This window comes from Actinomycetospora sp., from assembly GCF_036497585.1.
Lineage (GTDB): Bacteria > Actinomycetota > Actinomycetes > Mycobacteriales > Pseudonocardiaceae > Actinomycetospora.
This window is the reverse complement of record NZ_DASXJD010000142.1, coordinates 1-23,437: the sequence shown is the minus strand read 5'-3', so window position 1 is coordinate 23,437 and position 23,437 is coordinate 1. Positions and strand designations below refer to the sequence as shown.

General features: G+C 72.6%; 23 protein-coding genes and 1 tRNA gene. 15 read left to right on the top strand and 9 right to left on the bottom strand.

The features are described 5' to 3' along the window. Window positions 1-231 precede the first annotated feature (231 nt). On the bottom strand, window positions 232-1,527 hold the full coding sequence (locus tag VGH76_RS14065; RefSeq protein WP_331557308.1) for a cytochrome P450: 1,296 nt from the start codon (window positions 1,525-1,527) through the stop codon (window positions 232-234). Window positions 1,528-1,665: 138 nt separating this feature from the next. Here VGH76_RS14065 and VGH76_RS14060 point away from each other — a divergent pair, with 138 nt between their 5' ends. Next, complete coding sequence (locus VGH76_RS14060) at window positions 1,666-2,241, top strand: TetR/AcrR family transcriptional regulator (protein WP_331557307.1); 576 nt, start codon at window positions 1,666-1,668, stop codon at window positions 2,239-2,241. A gap of 25 nt (window positions 2,242-2,266) precedes the next feature. On the opposite strand, the gene VGH76_RS14055 is transcribed toward VGH76_RS14060, so the two are convergent. Next, the gene (locus VGH76_RS14055; protein ID WP_331557306.1) at window positions 2,267-3,796 is read right to left on the bottom strand and encodes a long-chain-fatty-acid--CoA ligase; all 1,530 of its coding nucleotides are present in this window, start codon (window positions 3,794-3,796) and stop codon (window positions 2,267-2,269) included. 165 nt (window positions 3,797-3,961) lie between these two features. On the opposite strand from VGH76_RS14055, the gene VGH76_RS14050 reads away from it, so the two are divergent. Further along, on the top strand, window positions 3,962-5,104 hold the full coding sequence (locus tag VGH76_RS14050) for an acyl-CoA dehydrogenase family protein (protein WP_331557305.1): 1,143 nt from the start codon (window positions 3,962-3,964) through the stop codon (window positions 5,102-5,104). Window positions 5,105-5,359: 255 nt separating this feature from the next. On the opposite strand, the gene VGH76_RS14045 is transcribed toward VGH76_RS14050, so the two are convergent. Next, window positions 5,360-5,956, bottom strand: a complete 597-nt coding sequence (locus VGH76_RS14045; RefSeq protein WP_331557304.1) for a TIGR03086 family metal-binding protein — start codon at window positions 5,954-5,956, stop codon at window positions 5,360-5,362. A 76-nt stretch (window positions 5,957-6,032) separates the two neighbouring features. On the opposite strand from VGH76_RS14045, the gene VGH76_RS14040 reads away from it, so the two are divergent. Next, entirely contained in the window at window positions 6,033-6,926 is an 894-nt protein-coding gene (locus VGH76_RS14040) for an AraC family transcriptional regulator (RefSeq protein WP_331557303.1), read from the top strand. 7 nt (window positions 6,927-6,933) lie between these two features. Here the strand turns inward: VGH76_RS14040 and VGH76_RS14035 are convergent, their stop codons facing one another. Further along, window positions 6,934-7,632 carry a TetR/AcrR family transcriptional regulator gene (locus VGH76_RS14035; RefSeq protein WP_331557302.1) on the bottom strand — a complete coding sequence of 233 codons (699 nt, stop codon included), beginning with the start codon at window positions 7,630-7,632 and terminating at the stop codon, window positions 6,934-6,936. A gap of 281 nt (window positions 7,633-7,913) precedes the next feature. Here VGH76_RS14035 and VGH76_RS14030 point away from each other — a divergent pair, with 281 nt between their 5' ends. From VGH76_RS14030 to VGH76_RS14010, 5 genes are all read left to right on the top strand, one after another. Continuing rightward, window positions 7,914-9,122, top strand: coding sequence for an acetyl-CoA C-acetyltransferase (locus VGH76_RS14030; protein WP_331557301.1), 1,209 nt, complete (start codon window positions 7,914-7,916; stop codon window positions 9,120-9,122). A 57-nt stretch (window positions 9,123-9,179) separates the two neighbouring features. Next, window positions 9,180-11,339, top strand: coding sequence for a 3-hydroxyacyl-CoA dehydrogenase NAD-binding domain-containing protein (locus tag VGH76_RS14025; RefSeq protein WP_331557325.1), 2,160 nt, complete (start codon window positions 9,180-9,182; stop codon window positions 11,337-11,339). A 107-nt stretch (window positions 11,340-11,446) separates the two neighbouring features. Further along, window positions 11,447-12,595 carry a CaiB/BaiF CoA-transferase family protein gene (locus VGH76_RS14020; RefSeq protein WP_331557300.1) on the top strand — a complete coding sequence of 383 codons (1,149 nt, stop codon included), beginning with the start codon at window positions 11,447-11,449 and terminating at the stop codon, window positions 12,593-12,595. Between the two features lie 81 nt (window positions 12,596-12,676). Next, window positions 12,677-14,032, top strand: a complete 1,356-nt coding sequence (locus VGH76_RS14015) for an alpha/beta hydrolase (protein WP_331557299.1) — start codon at window positions 12,677-12,679, stop codon at window positions 14,030-14,032. Window positions 14,033-14,079: 47 nt separating this feature from the next. Beyond that, window positions 14,080-14,409: a hypothetical protein gene (locus VGH76_RS14010; RefSeq protein ID WP_331557298.1), complete on the top strand. Its 330-nt coding sequence runs from the start codon at window positions 14,080-14,082 to the stop codon at window positions 14,407-14,409. Between the two features lie 70 nt (window positions 14,410-14,479). On the opposite strand, the gene VGH76_RS14005 is transcribed toward VGH76_RS14010, so the two are convergent. Further along, complete coding sequence (locus VGH76_RS14005; RefSeq protein ID WP_331557297.1) at window positions 14,480-14,656, bottom strand: hypothetical protein; 177 nt, start codon at window positions 14,654-14,656, stop codon at window positions 14,480-14,482. Window positions 14,657-14,897: 241 nt separating this feature from the next. Here VGH76_RS14005 and VGH76_RS14000 point away from each other — a divergent pair, with 241 nt between their 5' ends. Next, window positions 14,898-15,896 carry an aldo/keto reductase family protein gene (locus tag VGH76_RS14000; RefSeq protein WP_331557296.1) on the top strand — a complete coding sequence of 333 codons (999 nt, stop codon included), beginning with the start codon at window positions 14,898-14,900 and terminating at the stop codon, window positions 15,894-15,896. 82 nt (window positions 15,897-15,978) lie between these two features. On the opposite strand, the gene VGH76_RS13995 is transcribed toward VGH76_RS14000, so the two are convergent. Then, on the bottom strand, window positions 15,979-16,731 hold the full coding sequence (locus tag VGH76_RS13995) for an SDR family NAD(P)-dependent oxidoreductase (protein WP_331557295.1): 753 nt from the start codon (window positions 16,729-16,731) through the stop codon (window positions 15,979-15,981). A 106-nt stretch (window positions 16,732-16,837) separates the two neighbouring features. Between VGH76_RS13995 and VGH76_RS13990 the strand changes: the two genes are divergently transcribed. Further along, window positions 16,838-17,161, top strand: coding sequence for a P-II family nitrogen regulator (locus VGH76_RS13990; protein WP_331557294.1), 324 nt, complete (start codon window positions 16,838-16,840; stop codon window positions 17,159-17,161). Between the two features lie 244 nt (window positions 17,162-17,405). On the opposite strand, the gene VGH76_RS13985 is transcribed toward VGH76_RS13990, so the two are convergent. Then, window positions 17,406-17,489 (bottom strand) — tRNA-Tyr (locus VGH76_RS13985). A gap of 127 nt (window positions 17,490-17,616) precedes the next feature. Between VGH76_RS13985 and VGH76_RS13980 the strand changes: the two genes are divergently transcribed. Continuing rightward, on the top strand, window positions 17,617-18,108 hold the full coding sequence (locus VGH76_RS13980) for a YajQ family cyclic di-GMP-binding protein (RefSeq protein WP_331557293.1): 492 nt from the start codon (window positions 17,617-17,619) through the stop codon (window positions 18,106-18,108). 141 nt (window positions 18,109-18,249) lie between these two features. Then, on the top strand, window positions 18,250-18,726 hold the full coding sequence (locus tag VGH76_RS13975; RefSeq protein WP_331557292.1) for a DUF3237 domain-containing protein: 477 nt from the start codon (window positions 18,250-18,252) through the stop codon (window positions 18,724-18,726). On the opposite strand, the gene VGH76_RS13970 is transcribed toward VGH76_RS13975, so the two are convergent. Beyond that, window positions 18,727-19,179 (bottom strand): Clp protease N-terminal domain-containing protein, encoded by a 453-nt coding sequence (locus tag VGH76_RS13970; RefSeq protein ID WP_331557291.1) that lies wholly within the window; start codon window positions 19,177-19,179, stop codon window positions 18,727-18,729. A 166-nt stretch (window positions 19,180-19,345) separates the two neighbouring features. Between VGH76_RS13970 and VGH76_RS13965 the strand changes: the two genes are divergently transcribed. Then, entirely contained in the window at window positions 19,346-20,371 is a 1,026-nt protein-coding gene (locus tag VGH76_RS13965; RefSeq protein ID WP_331557290.1) for an oxygenase MpaB family protein, read from the top strand. Window positions 20,372-20,436: 65 nt separating this feature from the next. On the opposite strand, the gene VGH76_RS13960 is transcribed toward VGH76_RS13965, so the two are convergent. Beyond that, complete coding sequence (locus VGH76_RS13960) at window positions 20,437-20,712, bottom strand: hypothetical protein (protein WP_331557289.1); 276 nt, start codon at window positions 20,710-20,712, stop codon at window positions 20,437-20,439. A 214-nt stretch (window positions 20,713-20,926) separates the two neighbouring features. On the opposite strand from VGH76_RS13960, the gene rfbA reads away from it, so the two are divergent. Further along, window positions 20,927-21,841 (top strand): glucose-1-phosphate thymidylyltransferase RfbA, encoded by a 915-nt coding sequence (gene rfbA / locus VGH76_RS13955; protein WP_331557288.1) that lies wholly within the window; start codon window positions 20,927-20,929, stop codon window positions 21,839-21,841. A gap of 290 nt (window positions 21,842-22,131) precedes the next feature. Next, window positions 22,132-23,437, top strand: a 1,306-nt coding sequence (locus tag VGH76_RS13950; protein ID WP_331557287.1) for an FGGY-family carbohydrate kinase, incomplete at its 3' end; no start/stop codon positions are given.

Genomic DNA, 23,437 nt, shown 5'->3' with positions numbered 1-23,437 from the left:
GTGGGTCTACCGGATGCCGCTCTCCCCGGACGACCAGGGGCCACGGCAGCAGAGAGAAAAAGACCCGGCCCCGCTCCTGAGCGGCTCCCCAGCGCCAGGAGCGGGACCGGGTCCCGAAGGGTCGCGACGACGATCCCCGAAGACCGTCCGCGACCTCTTATCGCCAGGGTGAACCGTGCGCCGGGCCCGGAAACCCGGGAGCGGGTCATGAACCGGTTCAGCGGCGCCCCCTCAGACGTGGGCTGGCATCCGCTTCACCACGTGGAAGAAGTTGCCGGGCATGAGCTCGGGCTCGCCGGCGGCGATGTCGGGGACCCGGGTGAGGAGCTCGGTGAACAGCGCGCGGAGCTGGAAGCGGGCGAGCTGGTTGCCCAGGCAGTGGTGGATGCCGCCCCCGCCGAAGCTGAGGTGCGGGTTCGGGTGGCGCGAGAGGTCGAGCTCGTGGGGCCGCTCGATGCGGGTGCCGTCGCGGTTGGCCGAGCTGTAGAACATCACGACCTTGTCGCCGGCCGTGATCTGCGCGCCCCGGAACTCGAGGTCACGGGCGGCGGTCCGCCGGAAGGTCATGATCGGGGTCGCCCAGCGCACGATCTCCTCGACCGCGGTCGGGATGCGACCCTCGAGGTCGGCGAGCAACCACGCCCGCTGGTCCGGATGGTCGGTCAGGGCTCGCAGCCCGTGGCTCGTCGATTGCCGGGTGGTGTCGGTGCCCGCGATGGTGAGCAGACAGAAGAAGGCCGCGATGTCTTCGTCGGTGAGGTGCTCGCCGTCGACCTCGGCCTGCACCAGGGCGGTGATCAGGTCGTCCTGCGGGTCCTGCCGGCGCTCGTCGGCGAGACGGATGCAGAGCTGGTGCGTCGAGACGATGGCCTGGAACATCCGGCCCAGGACCTCCTCCTGGGTGTCCCCGACCAACTCGGGGTCGTGCCACCCGACGAGGACCTTCATCTCGCGGTTCGCCTCCTGTCGGTCCCCCTCCGGCACACCCATCATGTCGTTGATGTTGTGCATCGGGAGCAGCTCGGCGCACTCGGCGACGAACTCGGCGGTGCCGCCCTCGGCCTCCGCCACCGCGACGAGGTTGTCGACGACCTTGCGGGCGTTCGCCTCGATCCGGTCGTTGATCCGGCGCATCTGCTTCGGGGTGAAGGCCGCCGAGACCAGCCTGCGCATCTTCGAGTGCCGCGGCGGGTCCATCGCGATGATCGACTGGGCGGCCTCGACGAACTCGGCGGGTGCGCTCTCCATGAGGATGCCCGGCCCCGAGAGGAAGTCGTCGTTGCGCTTGGTGACCTCGACGAGGTCGTCATAGGTCGTCACCGCCCAGAACCCGAAGTCCTCCGGGTCGTCGAGCAGCGAGTCCTCCATCGGCGGGTGCCAGGTGACGGTGCCGCGCTCGCGGAGCCGGGCGAACGTCTTCTCCCGCTCCTCGGCCGTGGTCGACCAGAACGCCCGGGACGAGATGTCCTCGTCGTCGTAGGGCCGGTCGGGGTTCCCGCTGGCGGTGCTCGTCGTCTGCTCGGACATCGGTGGCCTCCTGGCGCGTGACGGTGGCAACACCGAGCATGGACACTTGAGGCTAATATGTCAAACACGAGAGCCGCTCTTGTCCAACAAGGAGACAGCGATGACGCCGGTGCCTAAGCTGGGGTGGTGGTGAAGCGGATGCGGGACGCCGCGCGTGACCTGATGCGCGACACGGTGCTCGACGTCGCGGCGGAGGAGGTCGTCGCGCACGGGTGGGACGGGCTGCAGGTGCGCGCCGTCGCGACCCGTGCGGGCGTGAGCCGCCAGACGGTCTACAACGCGTTCGGCGACAAGCACGGCCTCGCCGAGGCGCTCGTCCTGCGGCTGCTCGACCGCTTCCTCGACGGCATCGACCGCGCCGTCGCCGCGGAGGAGTCACTGCGCGGCCAGTGGGAGGCCGCCGTCCGCTACGCGCTGGACGCGGCCGCCACCGAGCCGCTGCTCACCGCGGTGCTCACGGGCACCAGCAGCGACGAGTTCCTCCCGCTGCTCACCAGCGACGGCGGGCCCGTCATCACCCGGGCGCGCGACCGGCTGGTGGCCACCCTCGGCGGCCACCACCCCGACGTCGACCCGCGCGTGCTCGCCCCGGTCGCGGAGACCGTCACCCGGCTGACCATCAGCCACATCGTGCTGCCCCTGCACCCGCCGGAGCGGGTCGCCGCGCACGTCGCCGACCTCGCCACCGCCGTCGTGACGGCGCCCGCCCGCTGACGGCCCGCCGAGCCGGGCCGAGCTCCTAGCCCTGGTCGGACTCCGCGTACCGCGCGCGGAGGTCCTTCTTGAGGATCTTCCCCGACGCGTTGCGGGGCAGCTCGTCCACGACGTCGACCGAGCGGGGCCGCTTGAAGCCGGCGATCCGCTCCTTGGTCCACTCCAGGAGCTCGTCCGGGTCGATCGTCGCCCCTTCCTCGGCGACGACGATCGCCTTGACGGCCTCGCCCCACGTGACGTCGGGCACGCCGATCACCGCGACGTCGGCGACCGACGGGTGCTGCGCGACCACGTTCTCGACCTCGATGGGGTACACGTTCTCCGCGCCGGTGACGATCATGTCCTTGATCCGGTCGGTGAGGAACAAGTAGCCCTCCCCGTCGAGGTAGCCGCCGTCACCGGTGCGGAACCAGCCGTCAGAGGTGATCGACTTCTCGGTCTCCTCGGGGCGCTGCCAGTAGCCCGAGGTCACCTGCGAGGAGCGGATCCAGATCTCGCCGACCTCGTCCGCGGGGAGCTCCGTGTCGTTCGCCGGGTCGACGATCGTGAGCTCCACCCACGGGTAGGCCCGGCCCGCCGAGCGCATGAGGTGGGCGCGGGGGCCGTCGGGGTCGTGGTCGTCGGGGTCGAGCTGGGTGATCGCGCCCGTCGTCTCCGTCGAGCCGTAGACCTGGAAGAGCGGGGCGCGGAAGGTCTCGAGGACCTTGTTGAGCACGGCCCCGGTGATCGGCGAGGCACCGTAGGCGACGGCGCGCAGCTTCGACCAGTCGCGCTGCGCCGCACCGGGCACCTGGCAGAGGAACTGCAGCACGGCGGGTACGAGGAAGGCGTTGGTGATGCCCTCGGACTCCATGGTGTCGAGCAGCTGCGGCGGGACGATGTCGGCGACGAGCACGACCCGCGCGCCGAAGGATAGGCACACGAGCGCGAACCCGGACCCGCCGATGTGGAACAGCGGCATCGCCACCAGGCCCACGGACTCGTCGTCGAAGCTCCAGTGCCCGCCGACCGAGAGCAGCCCCCCGAAGTTGCGGTGCGAGAGCAGCACGCCCTTGGCCCGCCCGGTGGTGCCCGAGGTGTAGAGCTGCAGGACGGTGCCCTCGTCGTCGGCGTCGCCCCCCGGCTCGGTGCGCTCGGTCAGGCCGTCGACCCAGCCCTCGTAGTCCTCGCCGACCACGAGCACCCGCCGGCCACCGTGGTCGAGCTTCTCCCGCAGCCCGGCGAAGTCCGGGCCGAGGACGACGAGGCCGGCCTCGGCGTCGTCGGCGAGGTCGATCAGCTCGTCGGGGGTGAGCCGGAAGTTGAGCGGGGCGACCCCGGCGCGAACGGACGCCGCGGCGAAGAGCAGCTCGAAGAACTCGACGGCGTTCTTGCCGACCCACACCACCCGGCCACCCTCGCCGACGCCCAGCGCCACCAGCCCCGTCGCGATCCGCGCGGACCGCTCCTCGAGACCGGCGTACGTCAGCGAGTGGTCGCCCGCGGTGAGCGCCGTGTGGTCGCCGCGGTCGCGGGCGTGGTCGCGGACGATGTCGGTCAGCCGGAACGGGGCCACGGCAGCTCCAGATCAGTCGGATTCGGGCATCGGTGACCGCGGACACACGGCGCGGCGGCACCGTAGCGGGAGCGACGGAGGCCACGGAAGAGTCAGGGTTGACCGTTACCGCATCGCCAGGGACGCTTACCGGGCAGTAGGACGTCCGGACGGGAGGAGCCCCGGGTGGAGCGCACGATCTTCGACGACGAACACCACGCTTTCCGGGAGATGGTGCGGGACTTCCTGGAGAAGGAGGTCGCGCCGTACCACGACGAGTGGGAGAAGCAGGGGCACGTCAGCCGCGACGTCTGGCTCTCCGCGGGCAAGACCGGTCTCCTGGGGCTCGACGTCGAGGAGCGCTTCGGCGGCGGCGGGGTCGACGACCTGCGCTTCATGTGGATCCTCACCGAGGAGATCTCGCGCAGCGGGTTCTCCGGGCTGGGCTTCCCGCTCTCGAACGACGTCGTCACGCCGTACCTCACCGAGCTCACCACCGAGGAGCAGAAGGAGCGCTGGCTCCCCCGCTTCTGCTCGGGCGAGATGATCACGGCGATCGCCTTGACCGAGCCCGGCACCGGCTCCGACCTGCAGGGCATCCAGACCAAGGCCGTGCGGGACGGCGACGACTGGGTCATCAACGGCGCCAAGACCTTCATCACCAACGGGATCATGAGCGACCTCGTGATCGTGGTGTGCAAGACCGATCCCGACGCCGGGTCGCACGGCTTCTCGCTGATCGCGGTGGAGCGGGACACACCGGGCTTCGAGCGCGGCCGCCACCTCGACAAGATCGGCATGGCCGCCCAGGACACCGCCGAGCTGTCGTTCACCGACTGCCGTGTGCCGGCCTCGAACCTGATCGGCCAGGAGGGCCAGGGGTTCATCCACCTGATGCAGAACCTGCCCCGCGAGCGGATGTCGATCGCGATCGGCGCGACGGCGGGCGCCGAGAAGGTCCTCGACGACACCATCACCTACGTCAAGGAGCGCAAGGCCTTCGGCCGGCCGATCGCCTCGCTGCAGAACACCCGGTTCACGGTCGCGGAGCTGAAGACGAAGCTCGCGGTCACCCGCGAGTTCGTCGACCGCTGCATCACCGAGCTCAATGCCAAGAAGCTCGGCCCCGCGGACGCCTCGATGGCGAAGTACTGGGCGACCGAGACCGCCAAGGAGGTCATCGACCGGTGCCTCCAGCTGCACGGCGGCTACGGCTACATGCGCGAGTACCCGGTGGCCAAGGCGTTCCTGGACAACCGCGTGCAGACCATCTACGGCGGCACCACCGAGATCATGAAGGAGATCATCGGGCGGGTCGTCCTCAGCTGAGCGGTCAGCCCTGACCGGTTGCGGCGGGCCCGTGATTCTGAGCGAAGGGCACGTTCGGTCGATCTATCCGACCGGGGGCGCCCCTCGTCGGAATCCCCGCCCCCGGGTGGTTCTGAGCGAAGGGCACCTTCGGTCGATCTATCCGACCGGGGGCGCCCCTCGCCGGAATCCCCGGCCCCGGGTGGTTCTGAGCGAAGGGCACCTTCGGTCGATCTAGTCCGACCGGGGGTGCCCTTCGCTCAACCCTCGCTCCGATCAGCCCCACCGGGGATCGCGGCCGGAGAGGGCGACGAGCCGCTCGAGCGGCGGGGCGTCGTCGGCGACCGCGACCCGCGGCGCGAACGGCTTGCCCTCCCCCTGGTAGTCCTCGGTGAGCATCATCGGCGCGAACACCAGCGAGGCCTCGAGCCCCTCGGTCGGCGGCGCCCAGGGTTGCCCCGTCGCGACCGCGAGATCCCAGCCGTGGACCTGGTACTCCCACAGGATCATCGAGAGGGCCATCTCCCCGGGCATCGCCGCCTCGCCGAGCACGAGCGGGCGGTTCGCGGCGCCGGCGGCGAGCGCGTCGTCGAGCCGCGCCGCGGACGCCCGGATCGCGGCGGCCGCGTCGTCCGGGGCCCGGTAGCCCGACAGGTCCGTGCGCGGGGCGCGCCCCTCCGGGTCGGCGTAGCCGGTGCTGAAGGTGTCCAGCCACCCGACGACGTGCTCGAGCAGCGTCGCGACGTCGAAGTCGGTGCACGGGGTGGGCCGGTCACGGGCCGCGTCGTCGAGCCTGTCGACGACGCCGGCCAGGTCGGTGAGGACGGTGTGCAGGTGGGCGCGGGTGTCCGCGACGGTCGGTGCTCCGTTCATGCCGAGCAGCGTGCCCGAGCGCGCCCCCCGCGGGATTGAACATCCGCGACTCCTCCACGGTCCTACCCTGGGCGACGTGTCCGGGCCCGACCCCGTGGAGAGGGACAGCCGGGGGATCCTCGACCCCTGGCTGCTGCGGCAGCGGGTCGCCTTCACGCGCCACCCGCCGACGCCGCCGCTGGTCGGGCTGGTCGACCGGTTCTGGGCGGTGCGCTGGGACCTGCCGGCGGGGACGTCGCACCGTCAGGAGGTCCTGACCCACCCGTCGGTCAACGTGTCCGTCGGCACCCCGGACGCCCGCTCCGCGCGCACCGACCCCGAGGCGCGGGTGAACGGCGTGGCGATCGAGCTCGTGGACCGCGAGCTCGCGGGACGGGGCTGGACGGTCGCGGCGATGACCACCGTCGGCGGCTTCGGCGCCTTCGTCGAGGAACCAGTCTCGTCGCTCGTCGGGCAGGTGGTCGACGCCGACGTCGTCCCGGGTCTCGACGGCGGGTCCCTCGTCGCCGCGGTCACGACGGCGGGCGGCAGAGCCGGCACCGGCACCGGCACCGGACCCGACGACGCCGCGCGCGAGTCGGCCCGCGTCGCCGTCCTCGCCCGGGCCCTCGAGGAGGTGGTCGCCACGGCCGACCCGGCCCGGGTCGAGCAGGCCCGCGAGGTCGCGGCGGTCGCGCGGATCGCCGAGACCGACCGCGGGGTGCGCCGTCTCGACGACCTCGCCGCCCGGGCCGGCGTCACCCCCCGCGTCCTGCAGCGCCTCTTCGCCCGGCACGCCGGGGTGTCGCCCACCTGGGTGCTGCGCCGCTACCGCCTGCTCGAGGCCGCCGAGGCCGTCCGGGAGGGTGAGCGCGTGGTGTGGTCCGACGTCGCGAGCGCGCTGGGCTACGCCGACCAGGCCCACCTGGTCCGCGACTTCCGTGCGGCGCTCGGGCGCACTCCGGAGGCGTACGCCCGCGCCCTGCGCTGAACCGGCCTCAGTCCCGGAGCAGCAGCGCCTTCGTCATCTGCTTCCACTGCGCCACGTGCGGGTCGGTGGCGTGGTCGCGTGGATCGAACCCGTAGGTCAGCGCGACGCCGCGCATGCCGGTCAAGAGCATCTCGCGGACCGTCGGGTAGTTCTCGCACGAGAGGTAGTGCTCGAACACGGCGTCCAGCGTCTGCCGGATGGCCGCGCCCAGGCGTCGCTCGGCGGGCAGCAGGGCCGCCGCGAGTGCCGGGTCGGTGCGGGCCGCGGTCCACAGTTCCACCGAGGCCCAGAAGTAGGGCTGGCGGAACGTCGACCACATCTCCTCGACGATCCGGTCGATCCGCCCCTCCGGGTCCTCCTCGACGGCGGGCAGCTCGGCGCCGGCCAGGCCATCGGAGGCGAACCGGGTCGCGGCGAGGTGCTGCGCCGCGGCCACGAGCAGCGTCTCCTTCGAGGGGAAGTGGTGCAGCAGCCGGCCCCGCGAGACCCCAGCGCGGGCCTGGATCGTCAGCGTCGTCGTGCCGGCGTAGCCGGACTCCACGAGGCAGGCGACGGCGGCGTCGAGGATGCGCTGGCGGCTGTCGGAGGTCCGCTGCTCCCGGGACCGTCGCGGGCCGGTGGAGCGCCGGCCGGCCGGCCGGGCCGAGGGACGCCCGGGTGCCTCCTCGAGCAGCGGTTCCGTGCCGCCGGCCCCGTCTGCGCTCATGCGTCGTCCCTCCCCTCATCGGTCCCCCGCGACAGACGCGCGGCGGGGGAATGGTCACCGACCCGACACCTGACGGTCAACGCTGACCGTCCCGCGAGCCGCGCCCGCGACGTCCCGGCCCACCTGCGGGACCCACCCCGTCCAGCCCTGCCTACTCGCCGGTAACGTCACCGGCCGGACCTCGGGCCGACCGTTGACAGGCGCCACAAACAGTCCATCATGACTGTCAGGAGCGCAGGGCGGCCCGCCCCGCTCGAGCCGTACCGAAGGGACTCCCGCCCGTGACCGAGGCATACATCTACGACGCCATCCGCACGCCGCGCGGACGCGGCAAGGCGACCGGGTCGCTGCACGAGGTGAAGCCCGTGTCGCTCGTCGTCGGGCTGCTGGACGAGCTGCGCACGCGCAACCCGGAGCTCGACCCGGCCCAGGTCGAGGACGTGGTGCTCGGCTGCGTGTCGCCGATCGGCGACCAGGGCGGCGACATCGCCAAGACCGCCGCGATCGCGGCCGGGATGCCCGACACCACCGGCGGCGTGCAGCTCAACCGCTTCTGCGCTTCCGGTCTCGAAGCGGTCAACCAGGCCGGGCAGCGGGTCGCCTCCGGCTGGGAGGACATGATCATCGCGGGCGGCGTCGAGTCGATGTCGCGCGTCCCGATGGCCTCCGACGGCGGGCCGTGGGCCATGGACCCGGAGACCAACTTCAAGACCGGCTTCGCGCCGCAGGGCATCGGCGCGGACCTCATCGCCACCATCGAGGGCTTCTCGCGCGAGGACGTCGACGCCTACGCCCTCGAGTCGCAGACCCGCGCCGCGAAGTCCTGGGCCGACGGCGCCTTCGACCGCTCGATCGTCCCGGTCAAGGACCGCAACGGGCTGACGATCCTCGACCGCGACGAGCACATGCGCGAGACGACGATGGAGGGCCTCGGAGGCCTCAAGCCCTCGTTCGCCGGCGTCGGCGAGATGGGCGGCTTCGACGCCGTGGCGCTGCAGAAGTACCACTGGATCGAGAAGATCGACCACGTCCACCACGGTGGCAACTCCTCGGGCATCGTCGACGGCGCCGCGCTGGTGCTGATCGGCAGCGAGACCGCCGGCAAGACCAACGGCCTCACCCCGCGAGCCCGCATCGTCGCCACCGCGGTCTCCGGCGCCGACCCGACGATCATGCTCACCGGTCCGACGCCCGCCTGCCAGAAGGTGCTCGCCAAGGCCGGGATGACCGTCGACGACATCGACCTGCTCGAGATCAACGAGGCGTTCGCCGCCGTGCCGATGAAGCTCATGCGCGATCTGGGCTTCCCGCACGAGCGCACCAACGTCATGGGCGGCGCCATCGCGCTGGGCCACCCGCTCGGGGCGACCGGCGCGATGATCATGGGAACGATGGTCGACGAGCTGGAGCGCCGCGACTTGCGCCGCGCCATCGTCACGCTGTGCATCGGCGGCGGCATGGGCGTCGCCACCATCATCGAACGCGTGTGACCCGACCTCCCACCACTCGTCCGTAGCGAAGGAGCACGAAGAGCAGTGAGCGACAACATGTTCCGGTGGGAGGCCGACGGCGACGGCATCGTCACGCTGACGATGGACGACCCGGACGCCTCGGCCAACACCATGAACGAGCGGTTCGGGCGGGACATCTCGGCCACCCTCGACCGGCTCGAGTCCGAGAAGGACTCGATCACCGGGGTCGTCCTGACCTCGGCGAAGAAGACCTTCTTCGCCGGCGGCAACCTCGAGGACCTGCGCAACTACGGCGCCTCCGAGGCGCAGCGGGTCTTCGACCAGTCGCAGGCGATCAAGGCCGCGCTGCGCCGGCTCGAGACCTTCGGCAAGCCGGTGGTCTCCGCGATCAACGGCGCCGCGCTCGGCGGCGGTCTCGAGATCGCGCTGGCCACCCACCGCCGCATCGCCCTCGACGCCAAGGGCTCGAAGATCGGGCTGCCCGAGGTCACCCTCGGCCTGCTGCCCGGCGGCGGCGGGGTCGTGCGCACGGTGCGCCTGCTCGGCATCGCCGACGCCCTCATGCAGGTCCTGCTCCAGGGCCAGCAGCGCAACCCGCGCGCGGCGCTCGAGGCCAAGCTCGTCGACGAGGTCGTCGACACCCCCGAGGAGCTGATCTCGAAGGCCAAGGAGTGGATCCGGGCCAACCCCGAGGCCGTCCAGCCCTGGGACGAGAAGGGGTACAAGATCCCGGGCGGGACACCGTCGGTGCCGAAGTTCGCGCAGAACCTCCCGGCCTTCCCGGCCAACCTGCGCAAGCAGCTCAAGAACGCCCCGATGCCGGCGCCGTACAACATCATGTGCGCCGCGGTCGAGGGGTCGCAGGTCGACATCGACAACGCCGGCAAGATCGAGTCGCGCTACTTCGCCGACCTCGTCGTCGGGCAGGTCTCGACGAACATGATCAATGCGTTCTTCTTCGACCTGCAGTCGATCAACAAGGGCGGCTCGCGCCCGAACGGCTACGACAGGCACACCGCCCACAAGGTCGTCGTGCTCGGCGCCGGGATGATGGGCGCGGGCATCGCCTACTCGTGCGCGATGGCGGGTATCGAGGTCGTCCTCAAGGACGTCGCCCTGGCCAACGCCGAGAAGGGCAAGGACTACTCGAAGAAGATCCTCGACAAGGCCGTCTCGCGCGGGAAGTCGACCCAGGAGAAGGCCGACGAGGTCCTCGCCCGGATCACCCCGACCGAGAAGCCCGAGGACGCCGCGGGCGCCGACCTCGTCATCGAGGCCGTCTTCGAGAGCCCCGACCTCAAGAAGCAGGTCTTCGCCGAGATCATGCCCCACCTCGCGCCCGACGCGGTGCTGGGCTCGAACACCTCGACGCTGCCCATCACCGACCTCGCGACCGGCGTGGACCGGCCCGAGGACTTCGTCGGCCTGCACTTCTTCTCGCCGGTCGACAAGATGCCGCTGCTGGAGATCATCACCGGCGAGAAGACGTCCGACGCCACGCTGGCCAAGGCCGTCGACATCGCGCTGCAGATCAAGAAGACCCCGATCGTCGTCTCCGACTCCCGCGGGTTCTTCACCAGCCGGGTCATCGGCACGTTCATCAACGAGGCCGTCGCGATGCTCGGCGAGGGGGCCGCGCCGTCGTCGATCGAGCAGGCCGGCTCGCAGGCGGGCTACCCCGCGCCGCCGCTGCAGCTGATGGACGAGCTGACCCTGACGCTGCCGCAGCACATCCGCGAGGAGACCCGCAAGGGCGTCGAGGCCGCGGGCGGCACCTGGGTCGGGCACCCGTCGGACGCGATCGTGGACCGCATGGTCGAACTCGGCCGCAAGGGCCGTTCCTCGGGCGCCGGGTTCTACGACTACGACGCCGAGGGCAAGCGGACCGGGCTGTGGTCGGGCCTCGCGACCGAGTTCGGCGCCGCGAAGGGCGACCTGCCGTTCGAGGACATGCAGGAGCGGATGCTCTTCGCCGAGGCCCTCGAGACCGTGAAGTGCTTCGACGAGGGCGTGCTGCACACCATCGCCGACGCCAACATCGGCTCGATCATGGGCATCGGCTTCCCGGCCTGGACCGGTGGCGTGGCCCAGTACATCGACGGCTACCCGGGCGGCCTGCCCGGCTTCGTCGAGCGGGCCCGCATCCTGGCCAAGGCCTACGGCGACCGCTTCGCACCGCCGGCGTCGCTGGTGGCGAAGGCCGAGAAGGGGCAGAACCTGCGCGACTCGCTCTGAGTCCGCCCCACCTCGCTGGAGCGAACGGCCCGTTCGTGGCTTCTATGTGCACGAACGGGCCGTTCGTTTCGTTTCTGGCGTGCACTATCGAATGAGGAGAAGAACGCATGGGCGTGCTGGACCGCGTCAAGGTGGTCGAGGTGGCCGGTATCGGGCCGGCCCCGTTCGCGGCGATGGTGCTCGCCGACCTCGGCGCCGACGTCCTGCGGATCGACCGCACCTCCGGCGGCGGACTGCAGCTCGGCGACCCGACCAAGGACGTCCTGGCCCGGGGCCGGCGGTCGGTCGCCCTGGACCTCAAGTCGGCCGAGGGCGTCGAGGTCCTGCTCGACCTCGTGGCCGGGGCCGACGTGCTCCTCGAGGGCTTCCGGCCCGGAGTCGCGGAGCGGCTCGGGTTCGGCCCGGAGGTCTGCCACGAGCGCAACCCGCGCCTGGTGTTCGGGCGGATGACCGGCTGGGGCCAGGACGGGCCGAAGGCCCAGAGCGCGGGGCACGACCTCACCTACCTGGCCACGGCCGGCGTCGTCGGGCATGTCGAGGGCCCCGACGGCGCACCGGGCATCCCCATCAACCTCGTCGGGGACTTCGGCGGCGGCGGGATGCTGCTCGTCGTCGGGGTCCTCGCCGCGCTCGTCGAGCGGGGGATCTCGGGGAAGGGCCAGACCGTGGACGCCGCGATCGTCGACGGCGGGGCGCTGCAGATGGCCATGATCTTCGGGATGCGCGGGCAGGGCCTGTGGCCGAACCCGCGGGGGCACAACCTCCTCGACGGCGGCGCCCCGTTCTACGAGACCTACCGGTGCTCCGACGGGAAGTACGTGGCCGTGGGGGCCATCGAGCCCCAGTTCTACGCCGCGCTGATGTCCGGCCTGGGCCTGGAGGACGAGGACATCGCCTCCGGCCAGTGGAATCTGGAGCGGTGGCCGGAGTTCACCGCGCGCCTCGGCGAGGTGTTCGCCACGCGGACCCGTGACGAGTGGGCGGCCGACCTCGAGCCGACCGAGGCCTGCGTGGCCGCGGTACTGGAGATGGAGGAGGCCGCCGAGCACCCCCACATCGCCGCACGCGGCACGATCACCGAGGCGTTCGGGGTGCGCCAGCCCGCCCCCGCGCCACGCTTCGACCGCACCCCGAGCGCCCCGCCGACCCCGCCCGCCGCCCCGGGCCAGCACACCGTCGAGGCGCTCGCCGAGTGGGGCCTCGACGCGGACCGCGTCGAGAAGCTGCGCACCGCGGGGGTCGTGCGCCAGGCCTGAAGCCGAGCGACCCGGCGGGCCGGCACGCCGGATGGCACGATCACGCGCGTCCCGACGGCCGGCACCGGGTAGGGGGTCCACGTGATCAGTCCGGGGACGCTCGCGCGGGCGCTGACCAACGTCCGGGACCGGGTGCTCGAGGGGCCGATCGCGGACCTGCGCCGCATGCCCCGCGTGGCGATCGACACCGGGCCGACCGACCCGGACGCGTGGTCGGTCGGGCGCGCCCACGGGCTGGCCCGGGCCGGGCAGGTGAGCACCTACCGGTACGCGGTGCACCCGACGGCGCGGCTGCGCGGGGCGCCCGTGCTGCTGGTGTCGCCGCTGGGCGCGTGCGGGGTGGCCTTCGACCTGCGCCGCGGCTGCAGCCTGGTCGAGCACCTCGTCGGGGAGGGCAGGCACGTCCACCAGGTCGACGACGAGGACGTCATCGGCCACGACGCGCCCCTGCCCGGCTCCCCCGCGGATCTCGCGCGCTGGGTGGACGACATCCTCCCGCACGTCATCCGGCTCGTCTCCGCCCACCACGACGGCGCCCCGGTGCACGTCGTGGGCTGGTCGGTCGGGGGACTCGCGTCGGTGCTCGCGGCCGCCGATGACCCCACCCTGCCGATCGCCTCCCTCACCGCGCTCGCGACGCCGTTCACGCTCGAGTCGGTCCCCGAGCACGTGCCCTCGCGACCGCTCGCGATCTCGGCCGGCGGTCCGGTGCTCGCCACCGTGCAGACCCTGCTCGGCCTGGTGCCCACGGTGCCGCCGATCCCGGAGTTCCTCTCCGTCGGCTCGGTGGGCGCCTTCCTGACCACGCCGCTCACGGTCGCCTGCCACCTCGCCGACCGGGACTTCCTCGCCCAGCTCGAGGCGATCGACGACCTGCGCGCGCTCGTCGGCGGCCAGGCCGAGCTGGTCGGCGCGACGTTCCACGCGATGGTCGCGCCGGGCGAGCTCGAGCGCGGGCGGGTCGCCGTGGATGGTCGGCGGATCGACCTGGCGAACCTCGAGCGGCCGGTCCTCCTGGTGGCGGGGGAGGACGACGTCGTCGTCCCGCCCCGCACGGTGCGGGCCGGGGCGACGACGCTCTCCGGCGCCGAGACCTCCCTCATGACCGCGCCCGGCGGGCACCTCGGGGTCGTCTGCGGGCGGGCGTCCCGCGACCGTCTCTGGCCCGCCCTCTGCGCCTTCCTCGACCGGCACGACCCGCCGGCGGAGATCGAGCCCGACCGGCGCCGGTCCCGCCGTCCCCGCCGCGCCGTCCGGCGCCCGCTTCCGGCCGCGCACGCGGCCGAGGGCGGTCGCGAGCAGGTCGAGAGACCGGCGCCGGAGCACCCGTCGTCGGGAAGCCCGGACGAGCCCGCGACCGCGCCGCCCCGCGCCACCGGCCGACGTGGCCGGCCCGCGCCCAAGCCGGCCACCCGGACCCGCGGCCGCGAGGGGTAGGCCCGGCCCGCCCGGGCGCCGTCACACGGTCGTCTAGGCTCCGCTCCGTGGTTTCCCTGCGCGAGGCGCGCCGCGACAAGGGATGGTCACAGACCGCCGCCGTGGCCCGGTTGCGCGAGCTGGCGAACGCCGGCCGCGTCGAGGTGGCCTCGGCGGCGAGCCTGAAGACCCAGCTCTCCCGGTGGGAGAACGGCACCGTGCCCGAGGAGCCCTACCGGACGCTGCTCGCCGAGCTCTACGGCCGCGAGCTGGGCGAGCTCGGTATCGACGTGACGCCGCACTGGGAGCGCAGCCACGAGATCCCGGACCTGCTCACGGAGATCCGCGACGAGCTGCGCACGATCAGCGGGCTGCTGCGCGAGCAGCGTCGCGGCTGACCCACCTTCACGGACGACGAAGGCCCGCCCGGACCGTGGTCCGGACGGGCCTTCGCCCGAGGTGCTCAGCTCACGGAGCGGTGCGGTGACGCTCGACGGAGTGCAGCGGCGGGTAGTCGGTGCGATCGTCGGTGGCGAGCACGAGGCTCAGCGCTCCGAGCGAGACGGTACCGACGGCGACGACCGCCTCGGCGGTCAGATCGAGGACGTCAGCGAGCGGGCGCAGGGGTGCAGTGAGCAGGGTCACGACGTGAGTGCCTCCAGACGAGTGAAGAGGAACCGGTGGACGAACGCCGTCCGCCACGGCCTCCCCATCCTGTCGGACAGGTGGGTGCCCGCCAATCCGGACGAGACGAGTTCACACCCATGTTTCATGACACAGCGACGAAGGGTCGCTGAGCTGAGACGAACGGCGACGGATGTCCGTCCGGTGGCAACCTCTCGTCACCACTCAGCGGAGGGCACGGCCGCCTTCGTACAGTCGTGTCGTGCGTTTCCGCCAGCTCGGTTCCAGCGACCTCCAGGTGTCCGAGATCTCCCTCGGCTCCTGGCTCACCTACTCCGGCGGGGTGGAGGCCGACGCCACCGCCGCGTGCACCCGCGCGGCGTTCGACGCGGGCATCACCTTCTTCGACACCGCCAACGTCTACGGCCGCGGCGCCGCCGAGACCGCGTGGGGCGAGATCCTCGCCGACTACCCGCGTGAGGAGTACGTCCTCGCGACGAAGGTCTACTTCCCGATGTCGGAGACCGACCGCGGTCTCTCCCCCGCCCAGATCGCCAAGCAGATTGACGCCTCGCTGGCGCGCCTGCGCACCGACCACGTCGACCTCTACCAGTGCCACCGGTTCGACTCGCGGACGCCGATCGAGGACACCATGGAAGCGCTGGCCGAGGTGGTGCGCGCCGGGAAGGCCCGCTACCTCGGGTTCAGCGAGTGGAGCCCGGACCAGATCCGGGCGGGGCTGGCGGCTGCGCCGTCGGATGTCACGTTCGTCTCCTCCCAGCCGCAGTACTCGATGCTGTGGCGGGTGCCCGAGGGCGAGGTGTTCGACGTGACCCGCGAGCACGACATCTCCCACGTCGTCTGGTCGCCGCTGGCCGAGGGCGTGCTCACGGGCAAGTACCTGCCCGGCGAGCCGGTGCCCGTCGACTCCCGCGCCGCGAGCGACGAGATGAACGGGTTCATCAAGCAGAAGCTCACCGACGCCACGCTCGAGGCGGTGCAGCGGCTGCGCCCGATCGCCGACGGCGCGGGCCTGTCGATGGCCGAGATGGCGCTCGCGTGGGTGCTGCGCCGCCCGGAGCTCGCGTCGGCGATCGTCGGGGCATCGCGCCCGGAGCAGGTGCACGCCAACGCGAAGGCGGCGGGCATCGAGCTGACGCCCGACACACTGACCGCGATCGACGAGGCCCTCGGCGACGTCCCGGTCACCGGCTTCCGGCTCGCGCCCGGCGCGTCGGAGGAGATCGCGCACCGGTCGTAGGCGCCGCGCCGCCGCCTCCGTGGCAGCAACGGCACGTTGCTGGCATCTGACGCCAGCAACGCGCCGTTGATCATCTGCGCTCCTACCGGGGCATCCGCCGCCACACGGCCGCGGGCAGCAGCCGCATGACGACGGCGAGCACCCGCAGCGGCGCCGGCACCCAGACGACGTCCCGACGACGGGCCAGGCCGGCGGCGACCGTGTCCGCCACCTGGCCCGGCGTCGAGGACAGCGGCGCCGGGGACAGGCCGCTGTCTGCGGTCATCCGCCCGATCACGAAGCCTGGCCGCACCAGCGTGAGGTGCACCCCCGAGCCGCGCAGCGCGTCGGCCAGCCCCGAGGCGAACCCGTCGAGGCCGGCCTTCGCGCTGCCGTACACGTAGTTGGCACGCCGCACCCGCCACCCGGCGACCGACGAGAACACGACGATCTCCCCGCATCCCCGTGCCCGCATCCGCGCCGCGACGCGCGTGAGGACGCCGACCTGGGCGGTGAAGTCGGTGTGCACGACGGCGAGCGCGTGCTCGGCGTCGGTCTCCGCCCGCTGCTGGTCGCCGAGGACGCCGAACGCGACGACGACGGTGTCCGGGGCCCCGTGCTCGCGCTCCACCGCGTCGAGCACCGCGGCGTGGGAGGCGAGGTCGTCGGCGTCGAACTCCACGGTGGCGACGTGCGCCGGCCCGGCGTCGGTGATCGTCCGGGCCTCGTCGGCCAGGTCATCAGCGCGACGGGCGGCCAGCACGACGGTGGATGCGCGTCCGTCGGCGACCAGGCGCCGCGCGAGGGCCACGCCGATCTCGCTGCGACCGCCGAGGACGAGGACGCTGTCGGGCACACCCGGCAGCCTCGCAGCCGTCGCAGCGGTGCGGGACGGCAGGGCCTAGCGTGAGATCGCCAGGGGCGGCTCCCGGCCGCCCGACCAGGACCCGAGGGGGGCCGGGGTGAAGATCGTGACGGCGCTCGTGCGCCCGCACGCGCTCGACGCGGTGCGCCGGGCACTCGAGCGGCATGCGGTGCTCGGGATGACGATCACCGAGGTCGGGACGTGCGAGGGGGGCCACGTCGAGATCCACAAGGGCGCCCACGTCGAGGTCGGTCTCGCCCCGCGGCTGCGGATCGAGACCGTCGTGGATGACGAGATCGTCGAGCGGCTCCTCGACCAGCTGGTCGCCAACCTCGAGGGCGGGGACGGGCAGCTCTGGGTCCACCACGTGGATCTCGTCCTGCGGGTGCGCACGGGCGAGATGGGCCACGACGCGGTGTGACGAGGAGGTTCGGAGGCCCCGGGGATGCTGGGGGGGTGCGTCCCCGGGGCCGGTTCGGTCGCGGGGGGCACGACCGACCATCACCCAGGTTACGCCCCGGATCGGCACCTCCGGACCCACTTCCACCCGGATGGACACGATTTGTGGGCGCGTGCTGCGCCGGACGGTCGACCGCCGGGCCTGAACGGGTGCGGATGCCTCGGGAACGACGACGGCCCGCCGTCACGGGGACGACGGGCCGTTGTGGTGGCGGGTCCAGGATTCGAACCTGGGTAGCTTTCGCGACGGATTTACAGTCCGCTCCCATTGGCCGCTCGGGCAACCCGCCGGGGTGCCGCCTCGCCGGACGGCGACGAAGAGACTACAAGCCGACGTCCGGAACATGAGCACCCGGGGGTGGGTGTAGACCGGGACGCGGCGGACCCCGCCGTCCCACGCCAGCCGAGGAGGAGACCGTGGCCAACCCGTCGTTCGACGTCGTCTCGAAGGTCGACCGTCAGGAGGTCGACAACGCCCTCAACCAGGCCGCCAAGGAGCTCACGCAGCGCTTCGACTTCCGCGGCACCGGCGCCTCGGTGACGTGGGCCGGCGAGGAGGCGATCACGGTCGCCGCCGAGACCGAGGAGCGCTGCACCGCGGCCATCGACGTCTTCAAGGAGAAGCTGATCAAGCGGGGGATCTCCCTCAAGGCTTTCGAGATCGGCGAGCCCGCGGTGTCCGGCAAGACCTACCGGGTCACCGGCTCGCTCGTGCAGGGCATCTCGAAGGAGAAGGGCAAGGAGATCTCCAAGCTCATCCGCGACGAGGGCCCGAAGGGCGTGCAGGCGCAGATCCAGGACGACCAGCTGCGCGTGACCGGCAAGAAGAAGGACGACCTGCAGGACGTCATCTCCCTGCTCAAGGGCCACGACTTCGGGATCGCGCTGCAGTTCACGAACTACCGTTGACCCTCGGCGCGCCGAGAGCGCGCCAGGGGTCGCTGCGCCCCGCCCAGGCACATCCGATGCGTGACCCGACCTTCCACCGTGTGACCGGGGCCTGCAACCTTGGCTCGACCGGGGAAGCCGATTGCGGACGGGGGGCACGCGATGCCTGAACTCGTGCACGAGCTCGACATGCACGCCGAAGTGACGCCGGACGACGTCGGACTCGGGCCGCTCGGACACCGACGCATCGCCACGATCACCAGCGGCTCCGTGCGCGGCCCGCGACTCAACGGAACGATGACCGGCGCGGGCGCTGACTGGATCCTGCGTGGGCCGGATGGTTACGGAAGGGTCGACGCCCGCCTGACGATCACCACGGATGACGGCGCGAAGATCTACCTGCAGTACGTCGGACTCCTCGAGCTCACCCCGGCCATCGTCGCGGTCATGAGCGGAGGTGGTGACGGCACCGCGTACGGCGATCAGTACTTCGTCACCGGCCCGCGGTTCGAGACCGGCGACAGTCGGTACGACTGGCTGAACCGTTCCGTCTTCGTCGCCGAGGGTCGGCTCGTGCCGGGCCCGGCCGTCGACTACCAGGTGTTCCGGGTCGCCGGCTCGCGCCCGCCTGGTCGCTGATCACCCGGCGACCGAACGACGAGGCATCGCGTCGCGGCCGACCTCGACGACGGCGCAGGACCATAGATCAGCGACGTCGATCCCGAGCCGCTCGAGGACGGCCACAGCCGCGGACTGCTGGTCCGCCAGCACCGCCACGAGCAGGCCCTCGACCTCCAGCCCGGGGAGACCGCGCCGGTCGGCCTCACGCTGGGCCGCCCCGACGGCCATCGCGGCCCGCGTGGTCAGCGCCGGCGGAGCCGCGGGTGACCACGGCGCCCGAGGGAGCAGGGCGCGCAGCGGATCCGGGTCGACGCCGGCCAACAGCCGGGCGCCGGACTCGCGACCCTCGCGCACCAGCCCGAGCAGCAGGTGCTCCGTCCCGAGCGCGGGGGCGCCGAGCGACGTCGCCTCGTGCCGGGCGAGCCCGAGGACTCGGGCGTAGCGACGCAACCGCGGTGGGGGCAGGCACATGCCAGCAGCCTCACGCGGCACCGACAGCACCACCTCGGGGCCGACCCCCGAGGTTCCTCCGGGATCTCCCCGACCGGATGACGGCGTGTACCTCTTACCGGTAGTAGCCCATACATGTAGTTGGTGTTACCTTGCGTCGCACGTACAGCGATGGAGGAGGACGACGGTGGGTGCACGCCGCCAGCAGGACTACGGCTTCTTCGGTCCCGGGTCGGTGACGTGGCGCGTGTGGCGCTATCCGACCTCGGTCGTGCTCGGCTTCCTACGCGCCGTCGTCATCGAGGAGCTCGACCCCCACCTCGTCGCGTCCGTCGACCAGTCCGGGCAGGTCAAGCAGCGTCCGAAGCTGCGCTACGACCGCACGATGCAGTACTTCGCGACGGTGAAGTTCGGCGACGCCGAGTCGGTGCTGCGGGCCTCCGACACCCTCGTGAAGATTCACTCCCGCGCCGTCGGCGACGACCCGATCACCGGCGGGCGCTACGACGCCAACGACCCGGCCTCCCAGCTGTGGATCCACCTCACCGCCTGGCACTCCATCCTCTACACCTACGAGGTCTTCGGCCCGGGCAAGCTCACCGAGGCCGAGGAGGAGCAGTACTGGGAGGAGTGCGCGCGGGCCGCCGAGTTCCAGACGATCGACCCGGCCGACGTCCCGCGCACCCGTGAGGGCATCCGCGCCTACTTCGCGGCCTACCGGCCGCGGCTCGTCGGCTCGGAGGTCGCGCAGGACATGATGGACTTCCTGCTCGACGCGAGCACGATCGTCCTGCCCGAGCGCATGCCCACGCCGTTGCGGTTCGTCTTCAACACGGTCGCCCGCCGCGCCGTCATCGCGACGCTCCCGCGCTGGATGCGCAAGCTCGGTGCCACGAACCAGTCCGGCCTGACCGACCGCGTCGCGATCGCGCTCACCCGGCCCGTCGTCCGTGCGGTCGCCGCCAGCACCTGGCTGCAGGTGTGGGCGCTGCGGATCGCGAGCCCGCGGACCGTGCCGATCCTGGAACCCGTGCTGCGGGGCGTCCCGCCGGTGCGTCCGGTCGTCCGGGAGCCCGCCGAGGCCCGGGCCCAGTACGGCGTCACGGACCCGCGGGAGCAGTACGCCGCGATCCTGGCCGACCGGGCCCAGCAGGCGGGCCCGGCGCCCTACCCGAAGCACCACCACGAGCAGCTGCTGCCCTTCCCCGCGTGAGGTCCGCCTGACGTCGCGGTTCCCCGGGTCCGCGCCGCCCGGAGACCCACGACGTCGGGCGCGGCTCACGCGCGGCGGGGGCGCCCCCGGGTGAGCTGGGCGCCCGCCGCGCCGGCGACGGCCGCCGTCGTGAGCAGGCCGTACCAGAGCGCGTCGTGCGCGGAGCCCTCCGCCGCCGGGAGGACGCTCGTCTCCGGGGCCGCCTCGACGTGGCTGGTCGGCGCCGCCGACGCGTGCCCGACCGTCGGGCCGACGCCGAGGCCGAGGAGGGCCGCCCCCGCGAGGACGGCACCGCCGGTGACGGCGGGGCGGGGCGGGCGAACGCGACGGTGTGCAGACACAGGGCTCCCCCGAGACGGTGTGGCCGGGATCGAACGACGCCGCGAGCCCGCGCCGTGGGGGCTGCCGGGGGCCGTTCTGCCCGGGATGTCGCCGCCGCCGGCGTCGTCGTTATCGGCCCGCGACACGACCACACGATCGGGCGACGGGCCCGGGGCTCGGCCCCACCGCTCGCCCCGGAGAACCGTCGCAAGGCCCCCGTCTACAGTCGGGGCGATGAAGGGGATCGTTCTGGCGGGGGGTAGCGGGACCCGGTTGCACCCGGTGACCCGGGCGGTGTCCAAGCAGCTGCTGCCGGTCTACGACAAGCCGATGATCTACTACCCGATCTCGGTGCTCATGATCGCCGGGATCCGGGACATCCTGATCATCTCCACCCCGGTCGACCTGCCCGCCTTCCGCCGCCTGCTCGGCGACGGCCACGAGCTCGGGGTGAACTTCTCCTACGCCGAGCAGCCCGAGCCGGGCGGCCTGGCCGAGGCCTTCCTCATCGGCGCCGAGCACATCGGCGACGACACCGCCGCCCTCGTGCTCGGCGACAACATCTTCCACGGCCAGGGCTTCTCGACGATGCTGCAGCGCGCCGTCGCCCAGGTCGAGTCCGACAAGGGCGCCACCCTGTTCGGCTACCCCGTCGGCGACCCCGAGCGCTACGGCGTCGGCGAGGCCGACGCGTCGGGCCGGCTGATCTCCATCGAGGAGAAGCCCCCCGCGCCGCGCTCCAACCGCGCCATCACCGGGCTCTACCTCTACGACAACGACGTCGTGCGCATCGCCGAGGAGCTCGAACCCTCCGCCCGCGGCGAGCTCGAGATCACCGACCTCAACCTGGTCTACATGCACCGCGGCGACGCCCGCCTGGTCGACCTGGGCCGCGGCTTCGCCTGGCTGGACACCGGCACCCACGAGTCGCTGATCGAGGCCGGCCAGTACGTCCAGGTCCTCGAGCACCGCCAGGGCGTGCGTATCGCCTGCCTCGAGGAGCTCGCGCTGCGCGAGGGCTGGATCACCCCCGAGGACGCCCTGCGCCTCGGCACCGCCCAGGCCAAGTCCCGCTACGGCGAGTACGTCATCGACGTCGCCCGCCGCGCGATCGCGACGGGCGTGGTCCGCCCCGGGCCGCCGTCGTGACCCTGAGAGCCGCGTGCCGTCCGCTCCCGGCGGGAAGCCGACGCGCATGGACATCACCGACCGCGTCGTCCTGATCACCGGGGCCTCGTCCGGGATCGGCGCCTCCGCGGCGGCCGCCGCTCGCGGACGTCGACCCGGACGACTACGCCGCGACGCCCGCGCCGAGTGGGCGGGCGACGGGATCGTCGTCTCCACGGTCCTGCCGACCTACACCGAGTCGGAGTTCCACGACAAGCTCCAGGCGGGCGCGGACCGCTTCCGCGCGCCGGGTACCGGCGACACCGCAGGGCGTGCTGGCCGAGGCCGACGGCACCGTCGTGGCGCGGGCCGACGTCGAGCACCCGACGTCGACGCCGCGTCCGGGCTGGGTCGAGCACGACGCCGAGGACGTCTGGTGGTCCGACTTCCTGCGGCTCACCCGTGAACTGCTCGAGGGGCGCGAGCCGCCGGACGCGGTCGGCGTCTCCGGGATCGGGCCGGTGCTGCTGCCCGCCGACGCCGACGGCCGGCCGTTGCGCCCGGCCATCCTCTACGGCGTCGACACCCGGGCAGGAGCGGAGATCGCCGAGCTGACCGAGGAGCTCGGGGCCGACGCGATCCTGCGCCGGGCCGGGACGCCGTTGTCGAGCCAGGCCGTCGGGCCGAAGTGGCGGTGGCTGCGCCGCCACGAGCCGGGGGTGTACGACGCGACCCGGCTCTTCCTCATGGCGAGCTCGTTCCTCGTGCACCGGCTCACCGGCGAGTACGTCCTCGACCACCACTCCGCGAGCCAGTGCGACCCGATGTACGACCTGGAGGCCGCGGACTGGGCCCACGACTGGGCCGAGCTGGTCGCCCCCGGGCTGGTGCTGCCACGCCTCGCCTGGCCGACCGAGGTCGCGGGCACCGTCACCGACGAGGCCGCCGCCGCGACCGGGCTGCAGCCCGGCACCCCGGTCACCGTCGGGACGGTCGACGCCTGGGCGGAGTCGGTGAGCGCCGGGGTCCGCGACGCCGGCGACACGATGGTCATGTACGGCTCGACGATGTTCCTGGTGCAGGTCACGGCCACGTCGGCGCGGCACCGCAACCTGTGGTCGACCCGCGGGATCTCCCCGGGCTCGTTCACCACGGCGGCCGGGATGGCCACCTCCGGCGCGATCACCGCGTGGCTGCGCGACCTCACGGGACGCGGCTACGACGAGCTGGTCGCGGCCGCGGCGGACGTCCCCGCGGGGAGCCGCGGCCTGCTGCTCCTGCCGTACTTCGCGGGCGAGCGGACTCCGATCTTCGACCCGGACGCGCGCGGCGTCGTCGTCGGGCTGACGACGGCGCACGGGCGCGCCGAGCTCTACCGCGCGGTGCTCGAGGGCATCGCCCACGGCGTGCGGCACAACCTCGAGGCCTTCGCCGAGGCGGGCGGGCCGTCGTCACCGCGGCTGGTCGCGGTCGGCGGCGGCACCCGCGGCGGGCTGTGGACGCGGATCGTCAGCGACGTCACCGGTCTCGCGCAGGAGGTCCCGGTCGACACCACCGGCGCCGCGTTCGGCGACGCGTTCCTCGCGGCGGCGGCGGTGGGCGCGGCCGATGACGTCCGGGCGTGGAACCCGATCGCCG